Source organism: Candidatus Sulfidibacterium hydrothermale (genome assembly GCF_020149915.1).
Classification (GTDB): Bacteria; Bacteroidota; Bacteroidia; order Bacteroidales; family F082; genus Sulfidibacterium; species Sulfidibacterium hydrothermale.
Map to the genome: position 1 here is coordinate 46,486 of NZ_CP083760.1, position 22,746 is coordinate 69,231.

The 22,746-nt window shown below is 45.4% G+C and carries 14 protein-coding genes and 1 tRNA gene; 8 read left to right on the forward strand and 7 right to left on the reverse strand.

What is annotated here, in order from left to right; translation table 11 throughout:
- Positions 1–153: 153 nt before the first annotated feature.
- Both LA303_RS00185 and LA303_RS00190 read left to right on the forward strand, forming a co-directional pair.
- A complete protein-coding gene (locus tag LA303_RS00185) occupies positions 154–2,841 on the forward strand; it encodes a bifunctional acetate--CoA ligase family protein/GNAT family N-acetyltransferase (protein WP_240525926.1) in 2,688 nt (895 codons plus the stop codon).
- A gap of 10 nt (positions 2,842–2,851) precedes the next feature.
- Positions 2,852–3,622, forward strand: coding sequence for an SIR2 family NAD-dependent protein deacylase (locus tag LA303_RS00190; protein ID WP_240525927.1), 771 nt, complete (start codon positions 2,852–2,854; stop codon positions 3,620–3,622).
- Positions 3,623–3,934: 312 nt separating this feature from the next.
- On the opposite strand, the gene LA303_RS00195 is transcribed toward LA303_RS00190, so the two are convergent.
- Together LA303_RS00195 and LA303_RS00200 are read right to left on the reverse strand one after the other, a co-directional pair.
- A complete protein-coding gene (locus LA303_RS00195; protein ID WP_240525928.1) occupies positions 3,935–4,666 on the reverse strand; it encodes a DUF6125 family protein in 732 nt (243 codons plus the stop codon).
- Between the two features lie 189 nt (positions 4,667–4,855).
- Positions 4,856–8,074 carry a S41 family peptidase gene (locus tag LA303_RS00200; RefSeq protein WP_240525929.1) on the reverse strand — a complete coding sequence of 1,073 codons (3,219 nt, stop codon included), beginning with the start codon at positions 8,072–8,074 and terminating at the stop codon, positions 4,856–4,858.
- A gap of 92 nt (positions 8,075–8,166) precedes the next feature.
- Here LA303_RS00200 and LA303_RS00205 point away from each other — a divergent pair, with 92 nt between their 5' ends.
- Entirely contained in the window at positions 8,167–8,385 is a 219-nt protein-coding gene (locus LA303_RS00205) for a hypothetical protein (RefSeq protein WP_240525930.1), read from the forward strand.
- Positions 8,386–8,861: 476 nt separating this feature from the next.
- Here the strand turns inward: LA303_RS00205 and LA303_RS00210 are convergent, their stop codons facing one another.
- Positions 8,862–12,086 carry a S41 family peptidase gene (locus tag LA303_RS00210; protein WP_240525931.1) on the reverse strand — a complete coding sequence of 1,075 codons (3,225 nt, stop codon included), beginning with the start codon at positions 12,084–12,086 and terminating at the stop codon, positions 8,862–8,864.
- A gap of 519 nt (positions 12,087–12,605) precedes the next feature.
- Here LA303_RS00210 and LA303_RS00215 point away from each other — a divergent pair.
- Positions 12,606–14,240 (forward strand): NAD+ synthase, encoded by a 1,635-nt coding sequence (locus LA303_RS00215; protein ID WP_240525932.1) that lies wholly within the window; start codon positions 12,606–12,608, stop codon positions 14,238–14,240.
- 367 nt (positions 14,241–14,607) lie between these two features.
- Here the strand turns inward: LA303_RS00215 and LA303_RS00220 are convergent, their stop codons facing one another.
- The gene (locus LA303_RS00220; RefSeq protein WP_240525933.1) at positions 14,608–15,195 is read right to left on the reverse strand and encodes an REP-associated tyrosine transposase; all 588 of its coding nucleotides are present in this window, start codon (positions 15,193–15,195) and stop codon (positions 14,608–14,610) included.
- A gap of 137 nt (positions 15,196–15,332) precedes the next feature.
- Here LA303_RS00220 and cysN point away from each other — a divergent pair, with 137 nt between their 5' ends.
- Together cysN and LA303_RS00230 are read left to right on the forward strand one after the other, a co-directional pair.
- Entirely contained in the window at positions 15,333–17,240 is a 1,908-nt protein-coding gene (cysN, locus tag LA303_RS00225) for a sulfate adenylyltransferase subunit CysN (protein WP_240525934.1), read from the forward strand.
- Between the two features lie 496 nt (positions 17,241–17,736).
- The gene (locus LA303_RS00230; RefSeq protein WP_240525935.1) at positions 17,737–19,416 is read left to right on the forward strand and encodes a glutamine--tRNA ligase/YqeY domain fusion protein; all 1,680 of its coding nucleotides are present in this window, start codon (positions 17,737–17,739) and stop codon (positions 19,414–19,416) included.
- A gap of 412 nt (positions 19,417–19,828) precedes the next feature.
- Here the strand turns inward: LA303_RS00230 and LA303_RS00235 are convergent, their stop codons facing one another.
- The 3 genes from LA303_RS00235 to LA303_RS00245 all read right to left on the reverse strand — a co-directional run bounded on the left by LA303_RS00235 (position 19,829) and on the right by LA303_RS00245 (position 22,143).
- On the reverse strand, positions 19,829–20,428 hold the full coding sequence (locus LA303_RS00235; RefSeq protein WP_240525936.1) for a hypothetical protein: 600 nt from the start codon (positions 20,426–20,428) through the stop codon (positions 19,829–19,831).
- 200 nt (positions 20,429–20,628) lie between these two features.
- Positions 20,629–21,144 carry a DUF4442 domain-containing protein gene (locus tag LA303_RS00240; protein ID WP_240525937.1) on the reverse strand — a complete coding sequence of 172 codons (516 nt, stop codon included), beginning with the start codon at positions 21,142–21,144 and terminating at the stop codon, positions 20,629–20,631.
- Between the two features lie 18 nt (positions 21,145–21,162).
- A complete protein-coding gene (locus LA303_RS00245) occupies positions 21,163–22,143 on the reverse strand; it encodes a type I phosphomannose isomerase catalytic subunit (protein WP_240525938.1) in 981 nt (326 codons plus the stop codon).
- A 253-nt stretch (positions 22,144–22,396) separates the two neighbouring features.
- Here LA303_RS00245 and LA303_RS13540 point away from each other — a divergent pair, with 253 nt between their 5' ends.
- The gene (locus tag LA303_RS13540; protein WP_394371568.1) at positions 22,397–22,588 is read left to right on the forward strand and encodes a GIY-YIG nuclease family protein; all 192 of its coding nucleotides are present in this window, start codon (positions 22,397–22,399) and stop codon (positions 22,586–22,588) included.
- Between the two features lie 48 nt (positions 22,589–22,636).
- Positions 22,637–22,724: transfer RNA gene (locus LA303_RS00250), tRNA-Ser, on the forward strand.
- Positions 22,725–22,746: the final 22 nt, after the last annotated feature.

Sequence of the window (22,746 nt, forward strand, 5' to 3'; positions counted from 1 at the left end):
TTTTACACTAAAAAGACACTCTTTTTTCAAGCTTTAACCACGAAGTCCCGGAACATCCCGTTTCGGGACTTTTTATTTCCACCGCTTTTTTTTGTTACATTTGTTTAGACTTGAAACGGTTGCGAAACAAAATAATTTTTTAAACTCCTTAGCATGGCTGTTCGTAAACTTGACTACATTTTCCGTCCCGGACGTATTGCCCTGATCGGTGTGAACCACAACCCGAAAAGTATTGGAGGAATCACACTCCGGAATCTCATTGAAGCCGGATATCCGGGAGTTATTTATCCTGTGAATCCCCGTCGCGAGGCTGTCTTGGGTATCCCCTGTTATCCTTGTGTAAAAGATCTTCCCAAAACACCCGACCTGGCCGTTATCATGTCACCGGCAAAAGAAGTTCCGGATATCATTGACCAGTGCGGGAAAAAAGGTATTCACGGAATCATCATTATGTCGGCCGGATTTAAAGAGGCCGGCGAAGAGGGGAAAAAACTAGAAGAAGAATTAAAAAAACGGGCTTCCCGGTATCCTGAAATGCGAATTCTTGGCCCGAACAGCATGGGAGTGATTGTCCCCGGTTTTAATCTGAACATAAGTTTCTCCCGCAGCATGCCCCAAAAGGGCCGGATGGCTTTTATTTCGCAATCAGGAGCATTGGGAGCCGCTTTGCTCGACTGGGCTTCTGAAAACCATGTAGGATTCTCCTTTTTTGTTTCCATCGGCAATGCCATGGATGTTACTTTTGGCGACTTGATTGACTATTTCGGACAGGATATCAATACGTATTCCATCATTCTTTACGTAGAAACACTGGGTAATGCCCGCCGGTTTCTGTCGGCTGCCCGGGCTTTTGCCCGTAAAAAGCCCATCATTGTTTACAAATCGGGACGATTTCCCGAATCGGCTCAGGCCGCCACTTCGCATACCGGAGCCATGGCTACAAAAGACACGGTTTGTGACGCTTTACTGCGCCGGGCCGGACTGGCACGGGTATATAACATGGAGAGTATTTTTGATTTCAGCGATCTCGTCGGGAAAAAGAAAATCCCCAAAGGTTCCGGACTGGCCATCATCACCAATGCCGGCGGTCCCGGAGTGATGGCTACCGATGCATTAATTATGCAAGGAGGCCGTTTGGCCAGGCTTTCCGAAACAACCATCGAAAAGCTGAACAAACAACTTCCGCCCAACTGGTCACATAACAATCCGGTGGATGTGCTGGGCGATGCCTCTCCCCTGCGTATTGCCAAAACGGTAGAAACCGTACTGGAAGATGAAAATGTTCATGCTATCCTGGTGATTATCACCCCGCAAGCTTTGACGGATCCTGATGCCACAGCCCGCAAGCTTATTGAAATTGCCGGAAAAACCACCAAACTCATCATGACCTCCTGGATGGGAGGAAAAATCATGCGCGACAGCCGTAATTTCCTGCGTGCTTCACAGCTTCCTTCTTACTTTACTCCCGAAAGGGCTATTCAGGCTTACATGACCCTGATACACTATGCCAACAATTTGGAGATGCTGTTTGAAACCCCCAAAGAAGTTCCTGTTTCGTTCAGTTACGACCGTAACGCTCTCCGGGAAAAATATGCCCGCGAGATTTTTCCTAAAAACCGGGTTTTATCGGAAAACGATTCAAAAATGTTGATTGCCGATTATGGCATCCCGGCTACCCATCCTCAACTGGCAAAAACCAAAGAAGAAGCCGTTGCCATTGCCCGCGAAAAAGGCTATCCGGTGGTGCTAAAAATTCAATCGCCCGATGTAACCCACAAGTCGGATGTCGGCGGGGTTTTGCTCAATATCACCAGCGATGAGATGTTGAAACTCGGGTTTAAACAGCTTCTTGAAAATGTCCGGAAAAAGCAACCTCATGCACGTATCGATGGCGTTACCGTTCAAAAAATGGCAGACATTCAAAATGCCGTGGAACTCATTGTAGGTTTCAAAAAAGAAAAAATGTTCGGCACTGTAATGCTGGTCGGCTCCGGTGGTATTACAGCCGAATTGTTAAAAGACCAGCGACTTGATTTTCCACCGCTCAATGAACGCCTGGCCCGGCAAATGATTGAGTCATTAAAAATTTATCCGTTACTGAAAGGTTACCGCGGCAGCCCGCCGAAAAATATCGATAAATTGGTCGAAGTGCTTATCCGGCTTTCGTATCTCGCTGCCGATTACCCCGAGATCGAAGAACTGGATATCAACCCGTTGTTGGTTACGCCACAGGATGTCATTGCTTTGGACGCCCGCATCATCATCGACCCGGAAGAACAGGGAAAAGAAACCATCGATTACCGCCACCTGCTTATGCGCCCGTATCCTGAAAGGCTGATCAAAAAAGCCCGGTTACGCGATGGAACAGAAGTCACACTCCGTCCCATAAAACCCGAAGATGAACCGTTATGGTTAGAAATGCTCGGGAACTGTTCCAAAGACTCTATTTATCACCGGTTCCGTTACGATTTTCAATACCAGTCGCATGAAATAGCCACGGAGTTTTGCTATATCGATTACGACCGCGAAATGGCTATCGTAGCCGAAGTGGAAGAAAACGGAAAACGGATGATGATCGGAGAAGGCCGGCTGCTGGCTGATCCTGACCTGGAAATGGCAGAGTATGCCATTATCATTGCCGACCAGTGGCAACGAAAAGACCTTGGATTTCTTTTAACCGAATATTGCTTAAAAATCGCCAAAGTTGCCGGCGTAAAACGGGTTGCCGCCGAAACCACTACCGACAACAAAGGCATGTTACGACTTTTCAAAAAACTGGGGTTCACCCTCATTTACAACGAAGATTCCACGGTGACCATTTCAAAAGTATTACAACCGTAACCATCCGGCATTGAAGATATTAAAAAACATACGAGCGGCTGCCGAAGCATTAAAAAAAGCAAAATATACGGTAGTTTTTACCGGAGCCGGCATTTCGGCCGAAAGCGGATTACCCACTTTTCGCGGCGAAGGCGGCATCTGGAAAGAAGTAGACCCTAACTATTTCAACATCGACTTTTTTCTTAAAAAACCGGGGCTTACCTGGGAAATCATCAAAAAAGTTTTCTACGACCAGCTTATCAACGTAAAACCCAATCTGGCCCATCATATTCTTTCGATAATGGGACAACAGGGCATCATCCAGTCGGTAATCACCCAAAACATTGATCATTTACACCAGGAAGCCGGATGTAAAAAAGTAATTGAACTGCACGGCACCTACCGCCGGCTGATTTGTACGCGCTGTTCTACCGAATACGATTATACTTTTGCCGATTTAAACTACCTGCCGCCTACCTGCTTTGTTTGCCGGGGAGTACTAAAACCCGATTTTGTTTTTTTCAATGAGAAGCTTTCTCCAGAGGTAAAACGCCGGGCTTTTGACGAAGTAAAAAAAGCCGATGTCTTGTTGGTGATCGGCACCCGTGCCGAGGTGTATCCGGCCAATACCCTGCCACAACTGGCCAAGGAACAAGGCGCCACCATCATCGAAATCAATTTAAACCCATCTCCTTTTACCGATCATTATACCGATATCTTTTTAAATATTGGTGCTGCGGAGGGGATGAAACAACTTTGCCGGTTGCTGATGTGTCAGGAAGAAACCCCGGCCGGAAAATAACCGCTACAACGGCTCTGCTTCGGAAGCCACCTTTTTTTCAAATGTTTCACGATCTAAAAATTCCGTATTCCCGCATATCGGACAATGACACAAATAGCTAGTTTTCAAAGGAAGAACCGGCAGAAAAAACAAACTCAGAAACTGCTGTTGTTTTTCCAGAATCCAATAACTGTTGTTGTGGCACCGGAAACAGTATTTTTGTTGGGTGCAGCGGTATTGCGTTATTTTCGGATGACTGCCTGCAATGAAAATCATGCCATAAAAATAAAAAATATTGCACGAACATTAGGCAAAAGTATACGCTTGTGCTCCCTAACTTTCAATATAAAAATGCCAACCACAATACCATTCATCCGGATGTTTGTCCGGCGGACAGGCAATGACTTTGGTTTTTATCCGCGGGTCGATGGTTTCGGCAAAGGTGGTATATTCGATGATCCCGCCACTTTTGCAGGGATAATCCTGTAAACCTTTCCGCTTACGGGCTGCCTGCACCCGGCATTCATTCATGTAAAAATCAATGCTGGTTGCTGTTTCGTTGGCAAACGACTGCACATTAACCGTACCGTACAGGCGGTAGGCCATGGCTTTTTTCAGTCCGGCAATACCGGCTTTTTCAGGGAGATTGAGTATCTTTTTGATCCGCAAAGCCTCATAAGGCGAAAAATGACTCCATGCGGCATCATTACATTTTTTGGCTAACGCCATGCCTTCCGAAAATTCCACCGCCTGAAACCACACGCCGTCGTTAGCCAGCCAGTTGACCGCCACTGCTTCTCGCAAAGCATCCACCTGTTCTTCACTCATGTCAAGCAATGCTTTCGGTAATCCGTCTTCCAACGCAAAACCGGCAGTTTTGGCCAGTCGTTTCATCTGGATGGCAAAACTCTTTTGCCAAGCCTCTTCCATAATATCCGCGGCCCGTTCTTTTCCAAAAGTTTCTACAACTTCATGATACCACATGCCGTAATGCACAAACATTCGCTGCAGAAAATCAAATGTCAGTTTAATTTTCTCTTTTTTGTCAAGGTTTAACTTTTCCATGTTCCCTTCAAATTTTGTTCTTCCGGCTTTTAAAAAAGCCGGAAATACGATTTTTGCAAAGCTACAATATTCGATGGGTTTCCGGTTTCCACATTTAGTAATACATTCGTACTGTATATAAAAAAAAGCCTCTTCTTTCAGGCCGGAAAAAACCTGAAAAAAGAGGCTTTTTTTGGTTTTTACAACCGGTTATTTTGTTTTTTTAGTCGTTTCTTTCAGCATCTCTTTCACCGCGGCTTTCAGTTGCGGATCGTAACCGTTCAGAATCTGATTGTACGGAGAGGGAACTTTGATATCGGGTTCCAGCTCATGATTTTCCGTAAAATGTTTTTCGTTTACTCCCATGCTGGCTATCATCGGAATACCGAAAACCAGCGTCGGGTCAATCTGACGTTCCCACCAGACAACCGTACCGGTACCCGGAACGGGCATACCGATGAGTTTCCCTATTTTCAACTCTTTGTAAACATACGGGAAAATAAACGCATCAGAATAGTTGCCCTGGTTGATCAGTACACAACTCGGTTTATCCCACCGGTTCATGGACTCGCCACCCGGAACCACATGACCCTGCGGGGCAAATTTCAAATAAAACTTCCCGGTAAGAAAAGTTACCAACTGATCGTGCAGCCAACCACCACCGTTAAAACGGGTATCCACAATCAGTGCTTTTTTGTTAAAGTTTTTCCCCAGCACTTTGCCAAATACCGTACGGTAGCTTTGTTCGTCCATCGAATGTATGTGAACATATCCGATTTGTCCGTGCGACAGGCTGTCGGTCATTTTTTGCATGATATGATCCCACCGTTTGTATATAAGTGTATTCTCTTCCTGTGAAGAAATCGGTTGTATCACTTCGTCCCACGACTTTTTCGTAGCCGGGTCATAAAACGTCAGGCGTGTAAATTTCCCTGCTTTGTGGTTAAGCAGTTTGGCCCAGTCAAAATCATTGGTGATTTGTACCCCATCAATCTTTTCTAGAATATCATTCGGTTTCACTTTGGCTTTGGCATTGTCCATGGGACCGCCGGTAATGATTACTTTCACAATGAGGCCTTTCCCCCCTTTGGTTTCATCATAAAGCATGCCCAATGAAGCCGTACGGTCAGCATTTTCAAAATGCGGATCATAACGGCATCCGGTATGTGAAACGTTCAGTTCGCCAAGCAGTTCGCTCATCAAATCGGCAAAGTCGTAGTTATTATTGATGTTGGGCAAAAACTGTTTGTAAAATTTACCGTAGTAATTCCAGTCAACCCCCTGCAAGTTGGGATCGAAAAGCTTGTCTTTCACCTGACGCCAGGCATGATCGAAAATGTAAGCCCGGACGGCTACCGGATCCCATGTCATATTAGTGTTAAAGTTTAATAACGAAAGGTTTCCACTCATAAGAGAGACTTTGCCGATCCGATTGCCGGCCAGAATAAAAATGTTTTCCCCGGCCCTGTCCATGGCCAGAGTTCCGCCACTGGGTGCACCGAGGTGTGCCAGTATTCTGGTTTTATGAGTTCGGGGGTCAGTTTCCCACAAATCATACCCTTTATCATATTTGGCAAGGTAATACAGTTTTTCGCCGTCTTTCGACAAAACAAAATCGCTGAGTAATGATGAATTAATGGTCAACCGTTTGGTGCGGCTGTCCAGGTTTTTCAAATTCAGTTTCAGCGGTGTGTTTTTCGCTTTTTTGGCGGCATCTTGCTTTTGTTCTTCTTTCAGCAGGTCATAATCGTCTTTACTCAGGTTGTATCTGTCGAAAGCTTTTTGATCGAAAAACATGGCATACACATCGCTTTGTCCTTCATCGGTAAGGTTTCGCAAGCCTTCACGATCCGAGATCCAAACCATCATTTTTCCGCCCATACCCCATTGGGGCTGCTTATCTGAAAATCCGCTTTGTGTAAGATCGATACGTTTGCCGCTTCCATCGGCTTTTACCAAATCAATGTCATTATGGAGAACAATTCCTTCGTTAGACTGGGCTAAAAGCCATTTACTGTCAGGCGACCAGGTAAAATACTGGTCTCCGTCAGAATAAGAATAATTCACCCCTTTGGGAATCACCGTAACGGATTTTTTCGTTTTCAGATCATAAACCTTCAGAATATTCCGGTTCTCGAGATAGGCAATTTTTTTGCCGTCCGGCGAATAAAGCGGTTGGAAATCATTTTGGGCGGTAGCAATAACCGGAATGTTTTTCACCACGGTAGAAGCATAAAAATAAGGTTCTTTTTTGTTGGCAATCTCCAATTTGTCAATGTTCCACGAACCATGATCTTCTACCGAATAAACAATCGAACGCCCATCCGGACTAAAATCAATCATCCGTTCCTGATAAGGGGTGTTGGTGAGCTGCTTGGTGGTATGACCATCGGCAGAAGTCACAAAAATATCGCCACGATATACAAAGGCTACCTCTTTTCCGTTGGGCGACACGCTCATCTCGCTGATCTGTTTATTGGAAACCGGAAGGGGTTTGGGTGTTTTCTCGGCAAAATCAGCCTGGATGTTAATGGCTACTTTCTGTGGCTGCTGACCGGGAACAAACGTATAAATATTTCCGTCGTGGGTAAAACACAAAACGCCGGTTTGGGCACGGCTCAGTCCGCGAACCGGATTCTTTTTGTAAAAGGTCAACTGTTTCGGCTGGCTGGGATGGGCAAGCGAAGCTTTAAAAACGTTTAAATCATTGCTGTTCTGCTCGCTCAGGTAATAATAATTCCCGTCTTTTCCCCAAACCGGCTCAAGATCATTCCCGTTAAAATGCGTCAGTTTAGTGTATTTGTTGGTTTTGAAATTGTAGGTCCAGATATCACGGGTTACTGAAGCACGTTCGTGTTTACGCTGTGCATTTTCATAACTTTTCCGGTCCTGGAAAATAATTTCGTTGCCGTTTTTGTTGAACCGGGCATATTCAGTTCCGGCCGAATTAATCATCACAGAACGCCCGCCTTTCACAGGAACACGATACAACTTCATAAATAATCCGGGAACCGGAAACCGAACAGAAGTATAAATATCATTCCGGGCGGTACCGAAAACAATGTATTTGTCATCAGGCGTAAAATCCGACGGAATATCCGGCGCCGAATTACAGGTCAATCTTGTAGCAGCACCTCCCCGCGAAGGCATTACGTACACATCAAAATTACCCCGTCTGTCAGAAGCAAAAGCAAGATATTTCCCGTTGTGGCTCCACACCGGATAGCTTTCATAATCGGGGGTGATGGTCATGGGAATAGCTGTTCCGCCGGTGGTCGGAACTTTAAAAATATCGCCTTTGTATTCAAAAGCAATCCATTCTCCATTTGGAGAAATAGCTGGATGCATAAACCATTTTGGTTGTACATGAGATTGGCTAAAAACAAAAAATGGCCAGATAAAAATAAAAAATAGAGATAAACGTTTCATAATACTTTTTTTGGTCAGAATTTAAGTTAAAATAGTCTTCCTGAATGCTGCCGGGAATAACTGTAAAAAACAAAAATACAATTTATTTCAATATGTTACAAAAGGCCGCCAGAGAGGAAACCAACCCGGATAATCTTTTGAGCATCTACCGGCGACTCTCTTTTTTTGTAAAAAATCCGGTTTCCCCTTTAAAAATTATTGATGTTGAAATTGTACTTTCACAATTGAATTTCCCTATCGGAATCTTCGAGCAAAACAAAGCCAAAATCATTGCCCATATTCACAATGCGAAAAAACCGGAGCCGGCCTGATGAGCCCAAGAAGGATAGCATAATCACGGTTTTTCCAAAGTTTATCATTTGTATTGCATTTTATTTGTTTTCCTGCATATTCAAGTTCTTTTAGCAACCCTATTCTTCTGTTTTCCAGTTTGGTTTTTATCTGGTAAAGGATTCTTTTTGCTGTAAATTTTTTAAATACCCAACAACCATTTACTTCCATAAAACATGCCTGTGATTGCTCATAATTACCCACACATAAACAATAATCCCCTTTTCCTGTGCAATAAATTATTACATCGGTTAGCCCTGATTTATACTCTTTTCCTGTAAAAATATCTACCCTGTAAATATTAAGAAATACAACCCGTTTTTGGTCTGAAACAATATCCGATCTTTCAAAATAAAAACCCGTTTTTCAGATTCGGATAAACCTGAAAAACGGGTAATCTTTTCTTACGATTCACCTTTCGAAAAGTCCGAAAAAGTGAACGGTTTTTTACAACCGGTTATTTCGTCTTTTTGGTAGTTTCTTTCAGCATCTCTTTCACCGCTGCTTTCAGTTGCGGGTCATAGCCGTTCAGAATCTGATTGTACGGAGTGGGAACTTTGATATCGGGTTCCAGCTCATGATTTTCCGTAAAATGTTTTTCGCCAACTCCCATGGTGGCCACCATCGGAATACCGAAAACCAGCGTCGGGTCAATCTGACGTTCCCACCAAACGGCCGTACCGGTACCCGGCACCGGCATGCCAATAAGTTTGCCTATGCCAAGTTCTTTGTAAACATACGGGAAAATAAACGCATCAGAATAGTTGCTCTGGCTGATCAGTACACAACTCGGTTTATCCCACCGGTTCATGGACTCGCCACCCGGAACCACATGACCCTGCGGGGCAAATTTCAGATAAAACTTCCCGGTAAGAAAAGTTACCAAATGATCGTGCAGCCAACCACCACCATTAAAACGGGTATCCACAATCAGTGCTTTTTTGTTAAAGTTTTTCCCCAGCACTTTGCCAAATACCGTACGGTAGCTTTGTTCGTTCATCGAACGCACATGCACATACCCGATTTGTCCGTGCGACAGGCTGTCGGTCATTTTTTGCATGATATGATCCCACCGTTTGTACATAAGAGAATTTTCTTCCCGTGAAGAAATCGGTTTTATCACTTCGTCCCATGACTTTTTCGTAGCCGGGTCATAAAAAGTCAGGCGTGTAAATTTCCCTGCTTTGTGGTTAAGCAGTTTGGCCCAGTCAAAATCATTGGTGATTTGTACCCCATCAATCTTTTCAAGAATATCATTCGGTTTCACCTTGGTTTTGGCATTGTCCATGGGGCCGCCGGTAATAATTACTTTCACAACAAGGCCTTTCCCCCCTTTGGTTTCATCATAAAGCATGCCCAATGAAGCCGTACGATCGGCATTTTCAGAATGTGGATAATAACGGCATCCGGTATGTGAAACGTTCAGTTCGCCAAGCAGTTCGCTCATTAAATCGGCAAAGTCGTAGTTATTATTGATGTTGGGCAAAAACTGTTTGTAAAATTTACCGTAGTAACTCCAGTCAACCCCCTGCAGATTGGGATCGAAAAGCTTGTCTTTCACCTGACGCCAGGCATGATCAAAAATGTAAGCCCGGACAGCCGCCGGATCCCATGTCATGTTTGTATGAATAGATAATGGCGAAACTTTTCCGTTGGCCACCGATATTTTACTGATCCGGCCGTCGGCCAGAACAAAAATGTTTTTCCCGGCTTTGTCCATAGACAGACTTCCGCCGCGATGGGCATCAAGATGTGCCAACACTTTGGTTTTGCGGGTTCGGGGTTCGGTTTCCCACAAATCGTACCCTTTTTCATACTTGGCAAGGTAATACAGTTTTTCGCCGTCTTTCGACAAAACAAAATCGCTGAGTAATGATGAATTAATGGTCAGCCGTTTGGTACGACTGTCCAGATTCTTCAGGTTGAGTGTTAACGGTGTTTCTTTAGCTTTCTCCGGCTTTTTCGTTTTGGTGGTATCCTTCTTTTGTTCTTCTTTCAGCAGGTCATAATCGTCTTTACTCAGGTTATATCTGTCGAAAGCTTTTTGATCGAAAAACATGGCATACACATCGCTTTGTCCGCCACGGGTAAGATTTCTCAGGCCTTCACGACTGGTAGCCCAGATCATCATTTTTCCGCCCATGCCCCATTTCGGGTGCCAGTCTGAAAATCCGCTTTGTGTAAGATCGATACGCTTGCCGCTTCCATCAGCTTTTACCAAATCAATGTCATTACGGACAAAAGTTCCTTCGTTAGACTGGGCTAAAAGCCATTTACTGTCAGGCGACCAGGTAAAATACTGGTCTCCGTCAGAATAAGAATAATTCACCCCTTTGGGAATCACCGTAACCGTTTTCTTCGTTTTCAGATCATAAACCTTCAGAATATTCCGGTTCTCGAGATAGGCAATTTTTTTACCGTCCGGCGAATAAAGCGGTTGGAAATCATTTTGAGCGGTAGCTATAACCGGGATGTTTTTCACCACGGTAGAAGCATAAAAATAAGGTTCTTTTTTGTTGGCAATCTCCAATTTGTCAATGTTCCACGAACCATGATCTTCTACCGAATAAACAATCGAACGCCCATCCGGACTAAAATCAATCATCCGTTCCTGATAAGGGGTGTTGGTGAGCTGCTTGGTGGTATGACCATCTGCAGAAGTCACAAAAATATCGCCACGATATACAAAAGCTACCTCTTTTCCGTTGGGCGACACGCTCATTTCGCTGATCTGTTTATTGGAAACCGGAAGGGTTTTGGATGTTTTCTCGGCAAAATCAGCCCGGATGTTAATGGCTACTTTCTGTGGCTGCTGACCGGGAACAAACGTATAAATATTTCCGTCGTGGGTAAAACACAAAACACCGGTTTGGGCACGGCTCAGTCCGCGAACCGGATTCTTTTTGTAAAAGGTCAACTGTTTCGGCTGGCTGGGATGAGTCAGCGAAGCTTTAAAAACGTTTAAATCATTGCTGTTCTGCTCGCTCAGGTAATAATAATTCCCGTCTTTTCCCCAAACCGGCTCAAGGTCGTTACCGTTAAAATGGGTTAGTTTGGTGTATTTTTTTGTTTTGAAATTGTAGGTCCAGATATCACGAGTTACTGAGGCCCGCTCGTGTTTACGCTGTGCACTTTCATAACCTTTCCGGTCCTGGAAAATAATTTCGTTGCCGTTTTTGTTGAACCGGGCATATTCGGTTCCGGCCGAATTAATCATCACAGAACGCCCGCCTTTCACGGGGACACGATACAATTTCATAAATAATCCGGGAATCGGAAACCGGACAGAAGTATAAATATCATTCCGGGCGGTACCGAAAACAATGTATTTGTCATCAGGCGTAAAATCCGACGGAATGTCCGGCGCCGAATTATAGGTCAATCTCGTAGCAGCACCTCCCTGCGAAGGCATTACGTACACATCAAAATTGCCATGTCTGTCAGAAGCAAAAGCAAGATATTTCCCATTGTGGCTCCACACCGGATAGCTTTCATAATCGGGGGTGATGGTCATGGGAATAGCTGTTCCGCCGGTGGCCGGAACTTTAAAAATATCGCCTTTGTATTCAAAAGCAATCCATTTTCCATCAGGCGAAATAGCCGGATGCATAAACCATTTCGGGGTTTGTCCGACTGCCAAAAGAGGAAAATAAATCAGAAGGAAAAATAAAACACGTTTCATTGCGGTAAGGTTTAATTTGTAATTGTTCATTTATGCTTTTCTGATTTTATCTTTCCCGCCGTCGGCAGGAAAACAAACAGCAGCTTCTGCGTGCTACAAAAACAGAAAAACCGGACAAAGGTATAATTATTTTTCGCAGCTTTCCGCCAAAAACGCAAGGATATTATTCGAGCGGCCCTGCCCAAACCTGCAAAGGACGGGTTTACCCGAATCCGTCGGGAGACGGAGACAGAGACGAAGATAAGGGCGGGCTTGCCCACAAGCGGTCACAGGCCGTCCGCTTTAGTCCCGCCACGGCAGCCTGTGTTTCGCCATGGCGGCTCACGAGCTTCCGGTGGTCGCTGTCAGCCGCCGCAACCCCACCGGCATGCCCCCGGCGCTACATCATACTGCCGTGGCGGGCGCTGCCGCTCCCGTCCTTGCCGCATTTAAATCTTTAACCGTAAAGAAACCTTTCGTAAATTCAACGATTGCCTATTTTTGTAAAAAATTCAGGTTTCATCTTAAAAACTGTTGACGTTGAAAATTGCACTTTCACAATTGAATTTCCATATCGGGAACTTTGAGCAAAACAAAGCCAAAATCATTGCCGATATTCACAAAGCCGAAAAAGCCGGTGCCGACCTGGTGGTTTTTTCCGAGCTGGCCATTTCGGGCTATCCGCCCCGCGATTTTCTGGAATTCCGCGATTTTGTAAACAAAGGTCTCCAGGCGGTGGACGAAATAGCTACCCACTGTACAAAAATTGCTGCCATCGTAGGCGTTCCCACGTATAATCCCCATAAAAAAGGAAAACCGTTGTACAACTCGGCAGCATTTTTATGGCAGGGAAAAGTGCAACAAACGGTGCACAAAACCCTCTTGCCCAACTACGACATTTTTGATGAATACCGTTATTTTGAACCCAACAACCGCTTTGAAGTGGTGGAGTTTAAAGGCAAAAAAATAGCCCTGACCATTTGCGAAGACATCTGGGATGTGGATGAAAATCCGCTTTATACCATCAACCCGATGGACGAGCTGATGGTGCATCATCCCGACATCATGATTAATATTGCCGCTTCGCCGTTTAACTACCAGCAGGCCGTTATCCGCGAAGGCGTTTTGCGACGCAATACCGAAAAATATCACTTGCCGCTGTTTTATGTGAACCACGTGGGTGCCCAAACCGAGCTGCTGTTCGACGGCGGCTCGCTGGTAATGAACTCGCAAAGCAAAACAGTGGACGTGATGCACTATTTTGAGGAAGACTTCCGGATTTACGACCTTGACGAGGTGGAAAAAGCCGAAAATACCACCATCGAAAGACCGCCGGAAGTGGCTTTGATACACGATGCGCTGGTGATGGGCATCCGCAATTATTTTCAGAAACTGGGATTTACCCGGGCTATTCTTGGCTTATCGGGAGGCATCGATTCGGCAGTAACTTCCGTGCTGGCCGCCGAAGCACTCGGCAACGAAAATGTGTATAACGTGCTGCTGCCGTCGGAATTTTCGTCAGAACACTCCGTCAGCGACTCGCTGCAACTGGTCAAAAACCTGGGCATGCCGCACGACACCATTCCCATCAAAAAAGCATTCGACACGTTTAACGATATCTTACAACCCTATTTTAAAGGGTTACCTTTCAATATTGCCGAAGAAAACCTGCAGGCCCGCATCCGTGGAGTCATCCTGATGGCTTTATCCAATAAATTCGGATACATCTTGTTGAATACAAGCAACAAAAGCGAAGCGGCTGTAGGATACGGCACACTTTACGGCGACATGAACGGCGGCCTTTCGGTATTGGGCGATGTGTACAAAACCCGCGTATATGAACTGGCGCGTTACATCAACCGCGAAAAAGAAATCATTCCCGAAAACATCATCACCAAACCGCCGTCAGCCGAGCTGCGGCCCGGCCAAAAAGACTCCGACTCGCTGCCTGATTACGATATTCTCGACAAAATTCTGTTGGAATACATCGAAAACCGGCGGGGACCGGCGGAAATTGTGGCACTGGGCTACGACGAAAAGCTGGTAAAACGCATCCTGCGGCTGGTCAATATCAATGAGTATAAGCGGTACCAAACGCCACCCATGCTGCGTGTTACACCCAAAGCCTTCGGCATGGGACGCCGTATGCCCATCGTTGCAAAATATTTGGCGTAAATTATTCTCGCCTGCATTGAAAATACTTCTCTCGTCCGTGTTTGTAACACGGACGCATTTACCGCTGCATTTTTAATGCAAAAACACTATTTTTAGACTTAATGGACAAAATTGATGCTAAAATCGTTATATCTCAATAACCGTAATATTAGGAAATATAATCCATTTTGATCTGAAATAATACATTGACCACCAGACACAAAGCAACTATAACTGTTTTCAAAAAATATTGCAATTGTTTTATAGAAATCCATCCGCGTTATAAACGCGGATGAGTTCCAGAGTTCCGGGAATTGCCGGATATAATTGTAACATAAATACGTTTCTCGTCCGTGTTTGTAACGCGGACGCATTTACCACTGCATTTTTAATGTAAAAACTCTATTCCTACATAACCTCTTTCTCCACCATAATCCCTTGCCGAGCTAAAAATATAATCTTCCGGCCTGTCAACAATCATTGCACGAACCGGATTTTCATGAATATAATTCAGTTTTTGATCAATGATATTTACCTGATGGGGTTCAAGAAGAATGGCATGATTACTGTCTTTCCAAAGTTTATAGTTTGTATTGCGCTTTATTCGTTTTCCTGCATATTCGAATTTTCTTAACAACCAAATTCTTCTGCTTTCCGGTTCAGTTTTTATCAGGTAAAGGATTCTTTTTGCTGTAAATTTTTTAAAATCCCGGATAATATCAGAAAGCCTGAACCCTTCTTTTGCCTGCCATAAAACATGCATGTGATTGCTCATAATTACCCATGCATAAACAATAAGCCCTTTTTTCTCAATACAATAATTCATAGAATCAGTTAGCACTGACTTATACTCTTTTCTTGTAAAAACATCTACCCAGTCAACAACCGTAAATGTTAGGAAATATAATCCGTTTTGGTCTGAAATAATATACCGATCACCAGACATAAAGCAAATGTAACTGTTTTCAAAAAACATTGCAACTGTTTTATAGAAATCCATCCGCGTTATAAACGCGGATGAGTTCCGGGTTCCGTTTAATGGTGTTCCACTTTTATTGTATTTTTGCTTCGCTTTTCCCGCTTTTGGGATAAAATGAGAATAAACCTTCACCAATGGATATCAGAGAATTCCTTGACCAGGACCAGAAAAAAGATTTATTACGATTGCTTACTGCCGGTTCGGTGGACGACGGCAAATCAACCCTTATCGGACGGTTGTTGTTCGACAGTAAAAAGCTGTACGAAGACCAGCTTTCGGCTTTAAAACGCGACAGCAAACGGGTAGGCCATGCCGGCGAAGAAATCGACTATGCCCTGCTGCTCGACGGCCTGAAAGCCGAACGCGAACAAGGTATCACCATCGATGTGGCTTACCGCTATTTTTCCACCGCCAAGCGGAAATTTATCATTGCCGACACCCCCGGCCACGAGCAATATACCCGCAACATGATTACCGGTGGTTCCACAGCCAACCTCGCTATTTTGCTGGCCGATGCCCGCAAAGGAGTGATCACCCAGACCAAACGGCATACTTTTCTGGTTTCGCTGTTGGGTATTAAACACGTGGTACTGGCTGTGAACAAAATGGACCTGGTGGATTACAAACAGGAAGTTTTCGACCGTATTGTGGAAGATTACAAACGGTTTATCACCCAGCTGGATGTGCCGGATGTAACCTTTATTCCGCTTTCGGCCCTGAAAGGCGATAACGTGGTGGAGGTGTCAGACAAAATGCCCTGGTATCACGGCCAAAGCATGCTCGAATTTTTGGAAACCGTGCATGTGAGCAGCGACCGCAATTTTGAAGATTTTCGTTATCCGGTGCAGTATGTTATCCGTCCCGACCTGAAATACCGCGGATTTGCCGGGAAAATGGCTTCGGGTGTGGTACGTAAAGGTGATGAGGTGATGGTACTGCCTTCCGGGAAAAAATCTAAGGTAAAAACCATTACCACGTACGACGGCGATCTGGACTATGCTTTTCCGCCGCAGAGTATCAGCCTGACACTCGAGGACGAAATTGATATTTCGCGCGGCAACATGCTGGTACATCCGGATAACCTGCCCCAGGTGAGCCGTCACTTTGAAGCCATGCTGGTGTGGATGGACGAAAAGCCCATGAATCCATTTACCCAATTTTACATCAAACACAACACGCACAGCACCAAAGCCAAGATTGATCAAATCCGTTACCGGGTAGATGTCAACACGCTGGAGCACCAGACTATTGACCATTTTGAGCTGAACGAAATCGGCCGGGTAGTCATCACCACGGTGGAACCGCTTTATTTTGATGCTTACAAAAAGAACCGGCAAACCGGTGCTTTTATTCTGATTGATCCGATTACGCACAACACAGTAGCTGTGGGCATGATGCTGGATAAACTCAGTAGTGATGCGTTACCTACCCGCATTACCGATGACGAAAAAAGCATGATTGCTGCCGGTCGTAGTCTGGTAAGCCGTGAAGAACGCGAAAAACACTACAACCAGAAAGGCGCTACGCTTTGGATTACCGGTCTTTACGGAAGCGGTAAAAACGAGCTGGCTTTTGTACTGGAAAAAGAACTGATCGGGTCGGGCGCCACAGTGGTAGTACTTGACGGCAAATCGTTGCGGTCGGGACTGTCGCGTGAGCTGGATTTTGATCCGGCCGACCGTGCCGAGCATCTGCGGCGGGTGGCCCACATTGCCCGTATTCTGAACGACCAGGGGATACTCACCATTTGTTCTTTTACCTCACCGGATGAAAACGTCCGCCGCCAGGTGGCCGAAATCATCGGCCCCGATCGCTTCCATCTGATTTATATGGATGCCGACGTGGAATATTGCAAAAAACACGCTGACGGCGATTTATACGAACGGTACGAAAAAGGGGAAGTACGCCATTTGCCGGGTGTGGACATGCCTTACGAGATTCCTGAAAAGCCGCAGCTTGTTTTCCGTCCCGAAGAACAGGAAACCAATACAGAAAAAGTACTGGAATATCTGAAAGAAAATAAAATTTTCCCACTGGAATAGCTGTGTGAGGCGAAGTTTCTTTTGGACGTGGACCTGCAAAACGGGTAGTTTCCGCATTTTTCATTCACCAAGGGGAGTGGATGCTTGAACGATTGTAGAAATTGCGAAGTGGCGAAACATCAAACATCCCACATTTTTACATCTACATCCAAACATCTCCACGTCTCACATCCAAGCATCCCCCACATCTCCCATCCAAACATCCTCATGTCCTCACGTCCTTCTGCGGCAGGGATGGTGCGGATAGCCCGCAGGGCCGGGGCCGACGGAAGGCTTGCGGAGGCGGGGCGACAGGCGAAGCCCCCGCAAACGCTTAGCCGACGCGGCGCCGGAACGAGGACTATGAGCAACCAGCCCGTGATGGCCTGTGCGTGGGCCCGCCCATATCAAAATATATCGGACAAGTCTGCCCGGTTTAAAAAGAAAAAAGCCGTTTGTTTCTGTTTGATTTCTCAGTACTTTTGCGTTTTCATTTGAACTTAACGACTTGAACAATATGGAATCGGCTGAAAACAGCGCGCGGTCGCTCAATTTTATAGAGACAATTATCGAGGAAGACCTGCGCAACCATAAAAACGGCGGGAAGGTACATTTCCGGTTTCCGCCCGAACCGAACGGTTATCTGCATATCGGTCATGCCAAATCGATTTGCCTGAATTTCGGGCTGGCAGAAAAGTATCACGGGCCGTGTAACCTGCGCTTTGACGATACCAATCCAACCAAAGAGGATACGGAATATGTGGATTCGATTAAAGAGGATATCCGGTGGCTGGGGTTCCGCTGGGAAGGGGAACCGAAATATGCTTCGGATTATTTTGACCAGCTGTATGCGTGGGCGGTGATGCTGATAAAAAAAGGCCTGGCGTATGTAGATGAGCAGACGCAGGAAGAAATCAGTCGCCAGAAAGGGGTTCCGACACGGCCGGGTATTGAGAGTCCGTACCGGAATCGTCCGGCGGAAGAGAGCCTGGCACTGTTTGAGCAGATGAAAAACGGCGAAGTGCCCGACGGCGCCATGGTGCTGCGGGCCAAAATCGACATGAGCTCGCCCAACATGCACCTGCGCGACCCCATCATGTACCGTGTGTTGCATGCCGAACATCACCGTACCGGCAAAAAATGGTGTATTTATCCTATGTACGACTTCGCCCACGGGCAGTCGGATTACATAGAAGGGATTACGCACTCGCTGTGTACGCTGGAATTTGAGATTCACCGGCCGTTGTACGACTGGTTTCTGGACCAGATTGCCGAAGAGGGACGGCCACGGCCGCGACAGATTGAGTTTGCCCGGCTGAACCTGAGCTATACGGTGATGAGTAAACGAAAACTGCTGGAACTGGTGGAAAAAAAGATTGTATCGGGCTGGGACGACCCGCGGATGCCAACCCTTTCGGGAATGCGGCGGCGGGGCTTTACGCCGGAAGCTATCCGCGATTTTTCGGACCGTGTGGGCATTGCCAAACGGAACAACGTGATTGACGTGGGACTGCTGGAATTTAGCGTGCGTGAGCATCTGAACAAAATCACCCCGCGGGTTTTCGGCGTGCTCGACCCGGTGAAAGTCATCATCACCAACTACCCGGAAGACCAAACGGAAATGCTGACGCTGATTAACAATCCGGAAGATGAAAGTGCCGGCACGCGCGAAGTACCGTTTACACGGGAACTGTATATCGAACGCAACGATTTTATGGAAGATCCGCCGCGGAAGTTTTTCCGCCTGGGACCGGGCCGCGAGGTACGCCTGAAAGGGGCTTACATCATCAAATGCGAAGATTATAAAAAAGATGAAAACGGCAACATCACCGAAATATACTGCACTTACGACCCCGAAACCAAAAGTGGCAGCGGCGTACAACGCAAAGTGAAAGGTACGTTGCACTGGGTATCGGTAAGGCATGCAGTGGATGCTGAAGTGCGGCTGTACGACCGGCTGTTTTCGGATGAAGATCCGGCCGGGCACAAAGACCGTGATTTTAAAGAGTTTCTGAACCCCGATTCGCTGAAAATTTTGGAACATTGCAAGCTGGAACCTTCGCTGAAAACGGTACAACCGGGCGACAAATTTCAGTTTCAGCGCATTGGCTATTTCTGCGTGGACAAAGAGAGTACGCCGGAACAGTTGATTTTTAACCGGACGGTGGCACTGCGCGACAGTTGGAAGAAGAGATAGCTTCTGCTTTTCATTGAAAATAACCCTGTTTCGGACTTCCCGGTCCGAAACAGGGTTATTTTTTAAAGAAGGTTTTTTATCAAAGAACCGTCCAAGCCAATGCTTGGACGTGTGGTTATTCCACCTAAACACCTGAATAATTATAGGTTATAAAATGCAAGTTTACCGACGTAAATCTTTCCCTATTTCCCAAATAATCGCTGCGGCCAACACAAAAGTCAATACGTTTTTAACCAATGAGGAATCGGAAAATCGATAAATAAGAACACCATAAACAAACTTATCGCACTAACGTATTTAATTGGCTTATTTTTCATGTATTTAAAATTATTTTAATTGTTGCCTGTTTCGGGAAACACCTGAAACAGGTTAGATATCCAATAGTTCAGGCAACTTCTTTGAGAATAATGTTTCAAAACCGGTATCCTATCCGCAAAAGAATATTTGCAATCATTTCATTGTCGGGAGTTAAATAATCTTTGTCTTTTAAATAAAAAATATACGCCAATCCTATCCCGGCTTCGTAATTAAAATGTTTACCGATATTTCGCCGTATACCCCACAGAGTACTAAGCCACAACTGTCTATATATCCGCTGATGTTTTTCATTGGATAGTACAAACCAGTCGGGGAAATAACTTGCCTGTATTGAAACAAAATTTCCGCTGTTCCCGTCAATTCTTCTGGATGCTGCTTTTCGTTTATTTAAATTGTAATACCAACGAGGCTCGATGGTAAACACCGGGGCCATAACAAAAACGGTTTTGGTATACGAATCGCCCGGATAAATATTGGTAACCTGCATGCCGACCTCACTACGCAGAGCAAACTGATTGGCGAGCCGAAACACGTAATGCATCCATATTCCGGGGAAACCGGTTTGTATACCAAAAAAAGATTTTTCCACGCTGGCGGCTGGGGGTGATTTCGAATTTTCTGTTTTTGAATTTTGGGCTGTGGCTACCTGGGATACAAAAAACAGAGCAAGGGTAAAGAATAAAAAATTTTTCATATAAAATTGGTTTTAAAACGATGCGACGTGAAATTCAGCAGCGTGGGTTGGGCGTTGTTGATTTCATTACAAAACAATAAAAATTAAACCAAAAAACAAAGCTTTGTTCAAATTTTAACATATGAAGATTCGAGAATATTTTATTGGAAAATCTCGTTCAACTTTGTGCTGAAAATAGGTGATTGGAATTATCTGAAATTTTACGCCCCCGATTTCTTCCTTTTCCGCTTTTCCTTGTAAAACGCTTTGTCGGCAATGTAAAGTGTTTTATGCATTTCCACATATTTTTTGCCGGCTTTGTTTTCGAACCACACGGGCAGCGTAAGCGTCATTTCTTTTTCACGGGCCACGGTTTCTTTTATTTTGGTGATCAGCGCATCATCCACCCGGAACCGCGCACACACTTTTTTGCTCACAGGCCGGATAAATTTAACAGAAGCCGCTTTGTCCCACACCACGTAATCCGGACCCAGCACTTTAATCAGCATAATCATGTACATGGGGTCCAGCGCGCCGAAACTGCTGCCGCCAAAAACCGTCCCGACGTAGTTGCGGGTTTTCAGTTTCAGCTTTACCGAAACGTGTATCTCTTTCCAGTCATCGGCAATAAACTGCACCTTTCCGCCCGAGCAGTGGTACGCCGGAAACAGGTTAAACCCTGCGCGGTAAAGGCGGGTGTAAGCAGATTCTTTCTTTTCGGTCGGGAAACATTTCACAGGCAGGACAATTTTTAACTATACAAGATAAATTTCCAACAATTTGGCTTTGCCCTGCGGACGAAGTTCAATATGATTGATCACATTGGGCAGCACTACGGCATCGCCCAGCGCAATCTCTTCCTCGCCGCCGTCCCATTTCAGCACGGACGAACCTTCCACGCCCATGTAAATCACAAACGAGTCGAGTTCTTCAAAATCTTTGCTCATGGGTTTGTCGTATTCCAGCAGGTTGGTGGTAAACTGCGGGCACTGCACCAACGGCACGGTTTCATTTTTCTTCGGCCGGTAATGGGTTTTATAATCGTCGTACACTTCAAAGTCAATGGCGTCAAGCGCTTCGCGGGTATGCAGTTCGCGTTTCATGCCGCTGGCGTCGATGCGGTCCCAGTCGTAAATACGGTAGGTCGTATCCGACGTTTCCTGAATTTCGGCCAGCAAAATACCGGGACCGAGGGCGTGCACCCGTCCGGCAGGAATAAAAAACACATCACCGTTTTCCACTTTTTCAAAATTCAGAATCTCTTTTAACCTTCCTTCGTTCAGGTATTTCTGATAGGTTTCTTTGTCCACTTTTTGGCTGAATCCGCTGATGAGCTCGGCTCCCTTTTCGGCCTCAATGATGTACCACATTTCGGTTTTTCCGCGACCGATTTTACGTTTGGCGGCCAACTCATCGTCAGGATGCACCTGTATCGAAAGCCAGTCGTTGGCATCAATGTATTTCACAAGCAGCGGAAACTCGTCGCCGTACTTTTCGTACACATCGTCGCCCACCAGGTCGCCCATATACACACTCACCAGCTCATTCAGTTCATTGCCGGCCAAAAAACCGTTTTTCACCAGCGTCGGGTTGCCTTCCACACCCGACACCACCCACACTTCACCGCAGTTGGGCAGTTTCCCGAAATCCATTCCGAGTACATCTTTTATTTTGCGCCCGCCCCAGATTTTATCTTTAAAAACGGGTTGAAATTTCAACGGATATAATGTGTTCATGGCATCAGTGTTTTTTGCAAAGTTAAGAAAACTGACGTTTGGAAAATGCAGGGTACATCAAGAATACGAGCAAAGATTCGTATTTTAGAATATTGCCCGGGGTTGTTTAATTTCATTCAATTTATCCTGAGTAATCATTCTCCATTTTTATCCACCGGTTTTGGGAAAGAGAAACCAATACTTGAAAGATCGGTTAAACCGCTTTCTTCTGTCGGTTTAAAATACAATTTCCTCCTGTAATTTTTATTTTGTAATGAGCGGACGCAAGATAATTGGAAAGAACCTTTCACACAATGCCGGAAGGCAAAAGTATACCAAAGGACGGCGACCTTGGGTCATCCATTACACCGAAACTTTCAAAACCCGTGCAGAAGCCATGCAACGTGAACAGTTTTTCAAAACCATTGACGGATACAACTTCCTTAAATCCAAGGAGATAATTTAATTTTAATATTTTTTACTTCCAAAACTATATTTTTCTAATTTTGCCCCCGGAGAGTTGCCGGAGTGGTCGAACGGGGCGGTCTCGAAAACCGTTGTCCGCTTTTTGCGGACCAAGGGTTCGAATCCCTTACTCTCCGCTTATTCTAAAATACCCTTTGC

Bases quoted from the DNA above. Each gene is read 5' to 3' on its own strand.
- cysN (WP_240525934.1), top strand. From the start codon at position 15,333: ATGGATATCAGAGAATTCCTTGACCAGGACCAGAAAAAAGATTTATTA.
- LA303_RS00200 (WP_240525929.1), bottom strand. From the start codon at position 8,074: ATGAAACGTTTATCTCTATTTTTTATTTTTATCTGGCCATTTTTTGTT.
- LA303_RS00210 (WP_240525931.1), bottom strand. From the start codon at position 12,086: ATGAAACGTGTTTTATTTTTCCTTCTGATTTATTTTCCTCTTTTGGCA.
- LA303_RS00195 (WP_240525928.1), bottom strand. From the start codon at position 4,666: ATGGAAAAGTTAAACCTTGACAAAAAAGAGAAAATTAAACTGACATTT.
- LA303_RS00205 (WP_240525930.1), top strand. From the start codon at position 8,167: ATGTTACAAAAGGCCGCCAGAGAGGAAACCAACCCGGATAATCTTTTG.
- LA303_RS00245 (WP_240525938.1), bottom strand. From the start codon at position 22,143: ATGAACACATTATATCCGTTGAAATTTCAACCCGTTTTTAAAGATAAA.
- LA303_RS00220 (WP_240525933.1), bottom strand. From the start codon at position 15,195: ATGTTTTTTGAAAACAGTTACATTTGCTTTATGTCTGGTGATCGGTAT.
- LA303_RS13540 (WP_394371568.1), top strand. From the start codon at position 22,397: ATGAGCGGACGCAAGATAATTGGAAAGAACCTTTCACACAATGCCGGA.
- LA303_RS00185 (WP_240525926.1), top strand. From the start codon at position 154: ATGGCTGTTCGTAAACTTGACTACATTTTCCGTCCCGGACGTATTGCC.
- LA303_RS00230 (WP_240525935.1), top strand. From the start codon at position 17,737: ATGGAATCGGCTGAAAACAGCGCGCGGTCGCTCAATTTTATAGAGACA.
- LA303_RS00235 (WP_240525936.1), bottom strand. From the start codon at position 20,428: ATGAAAAATTTTTTATTCTTTACCCTTGCTCTGTTTTTTGTATCCCAG.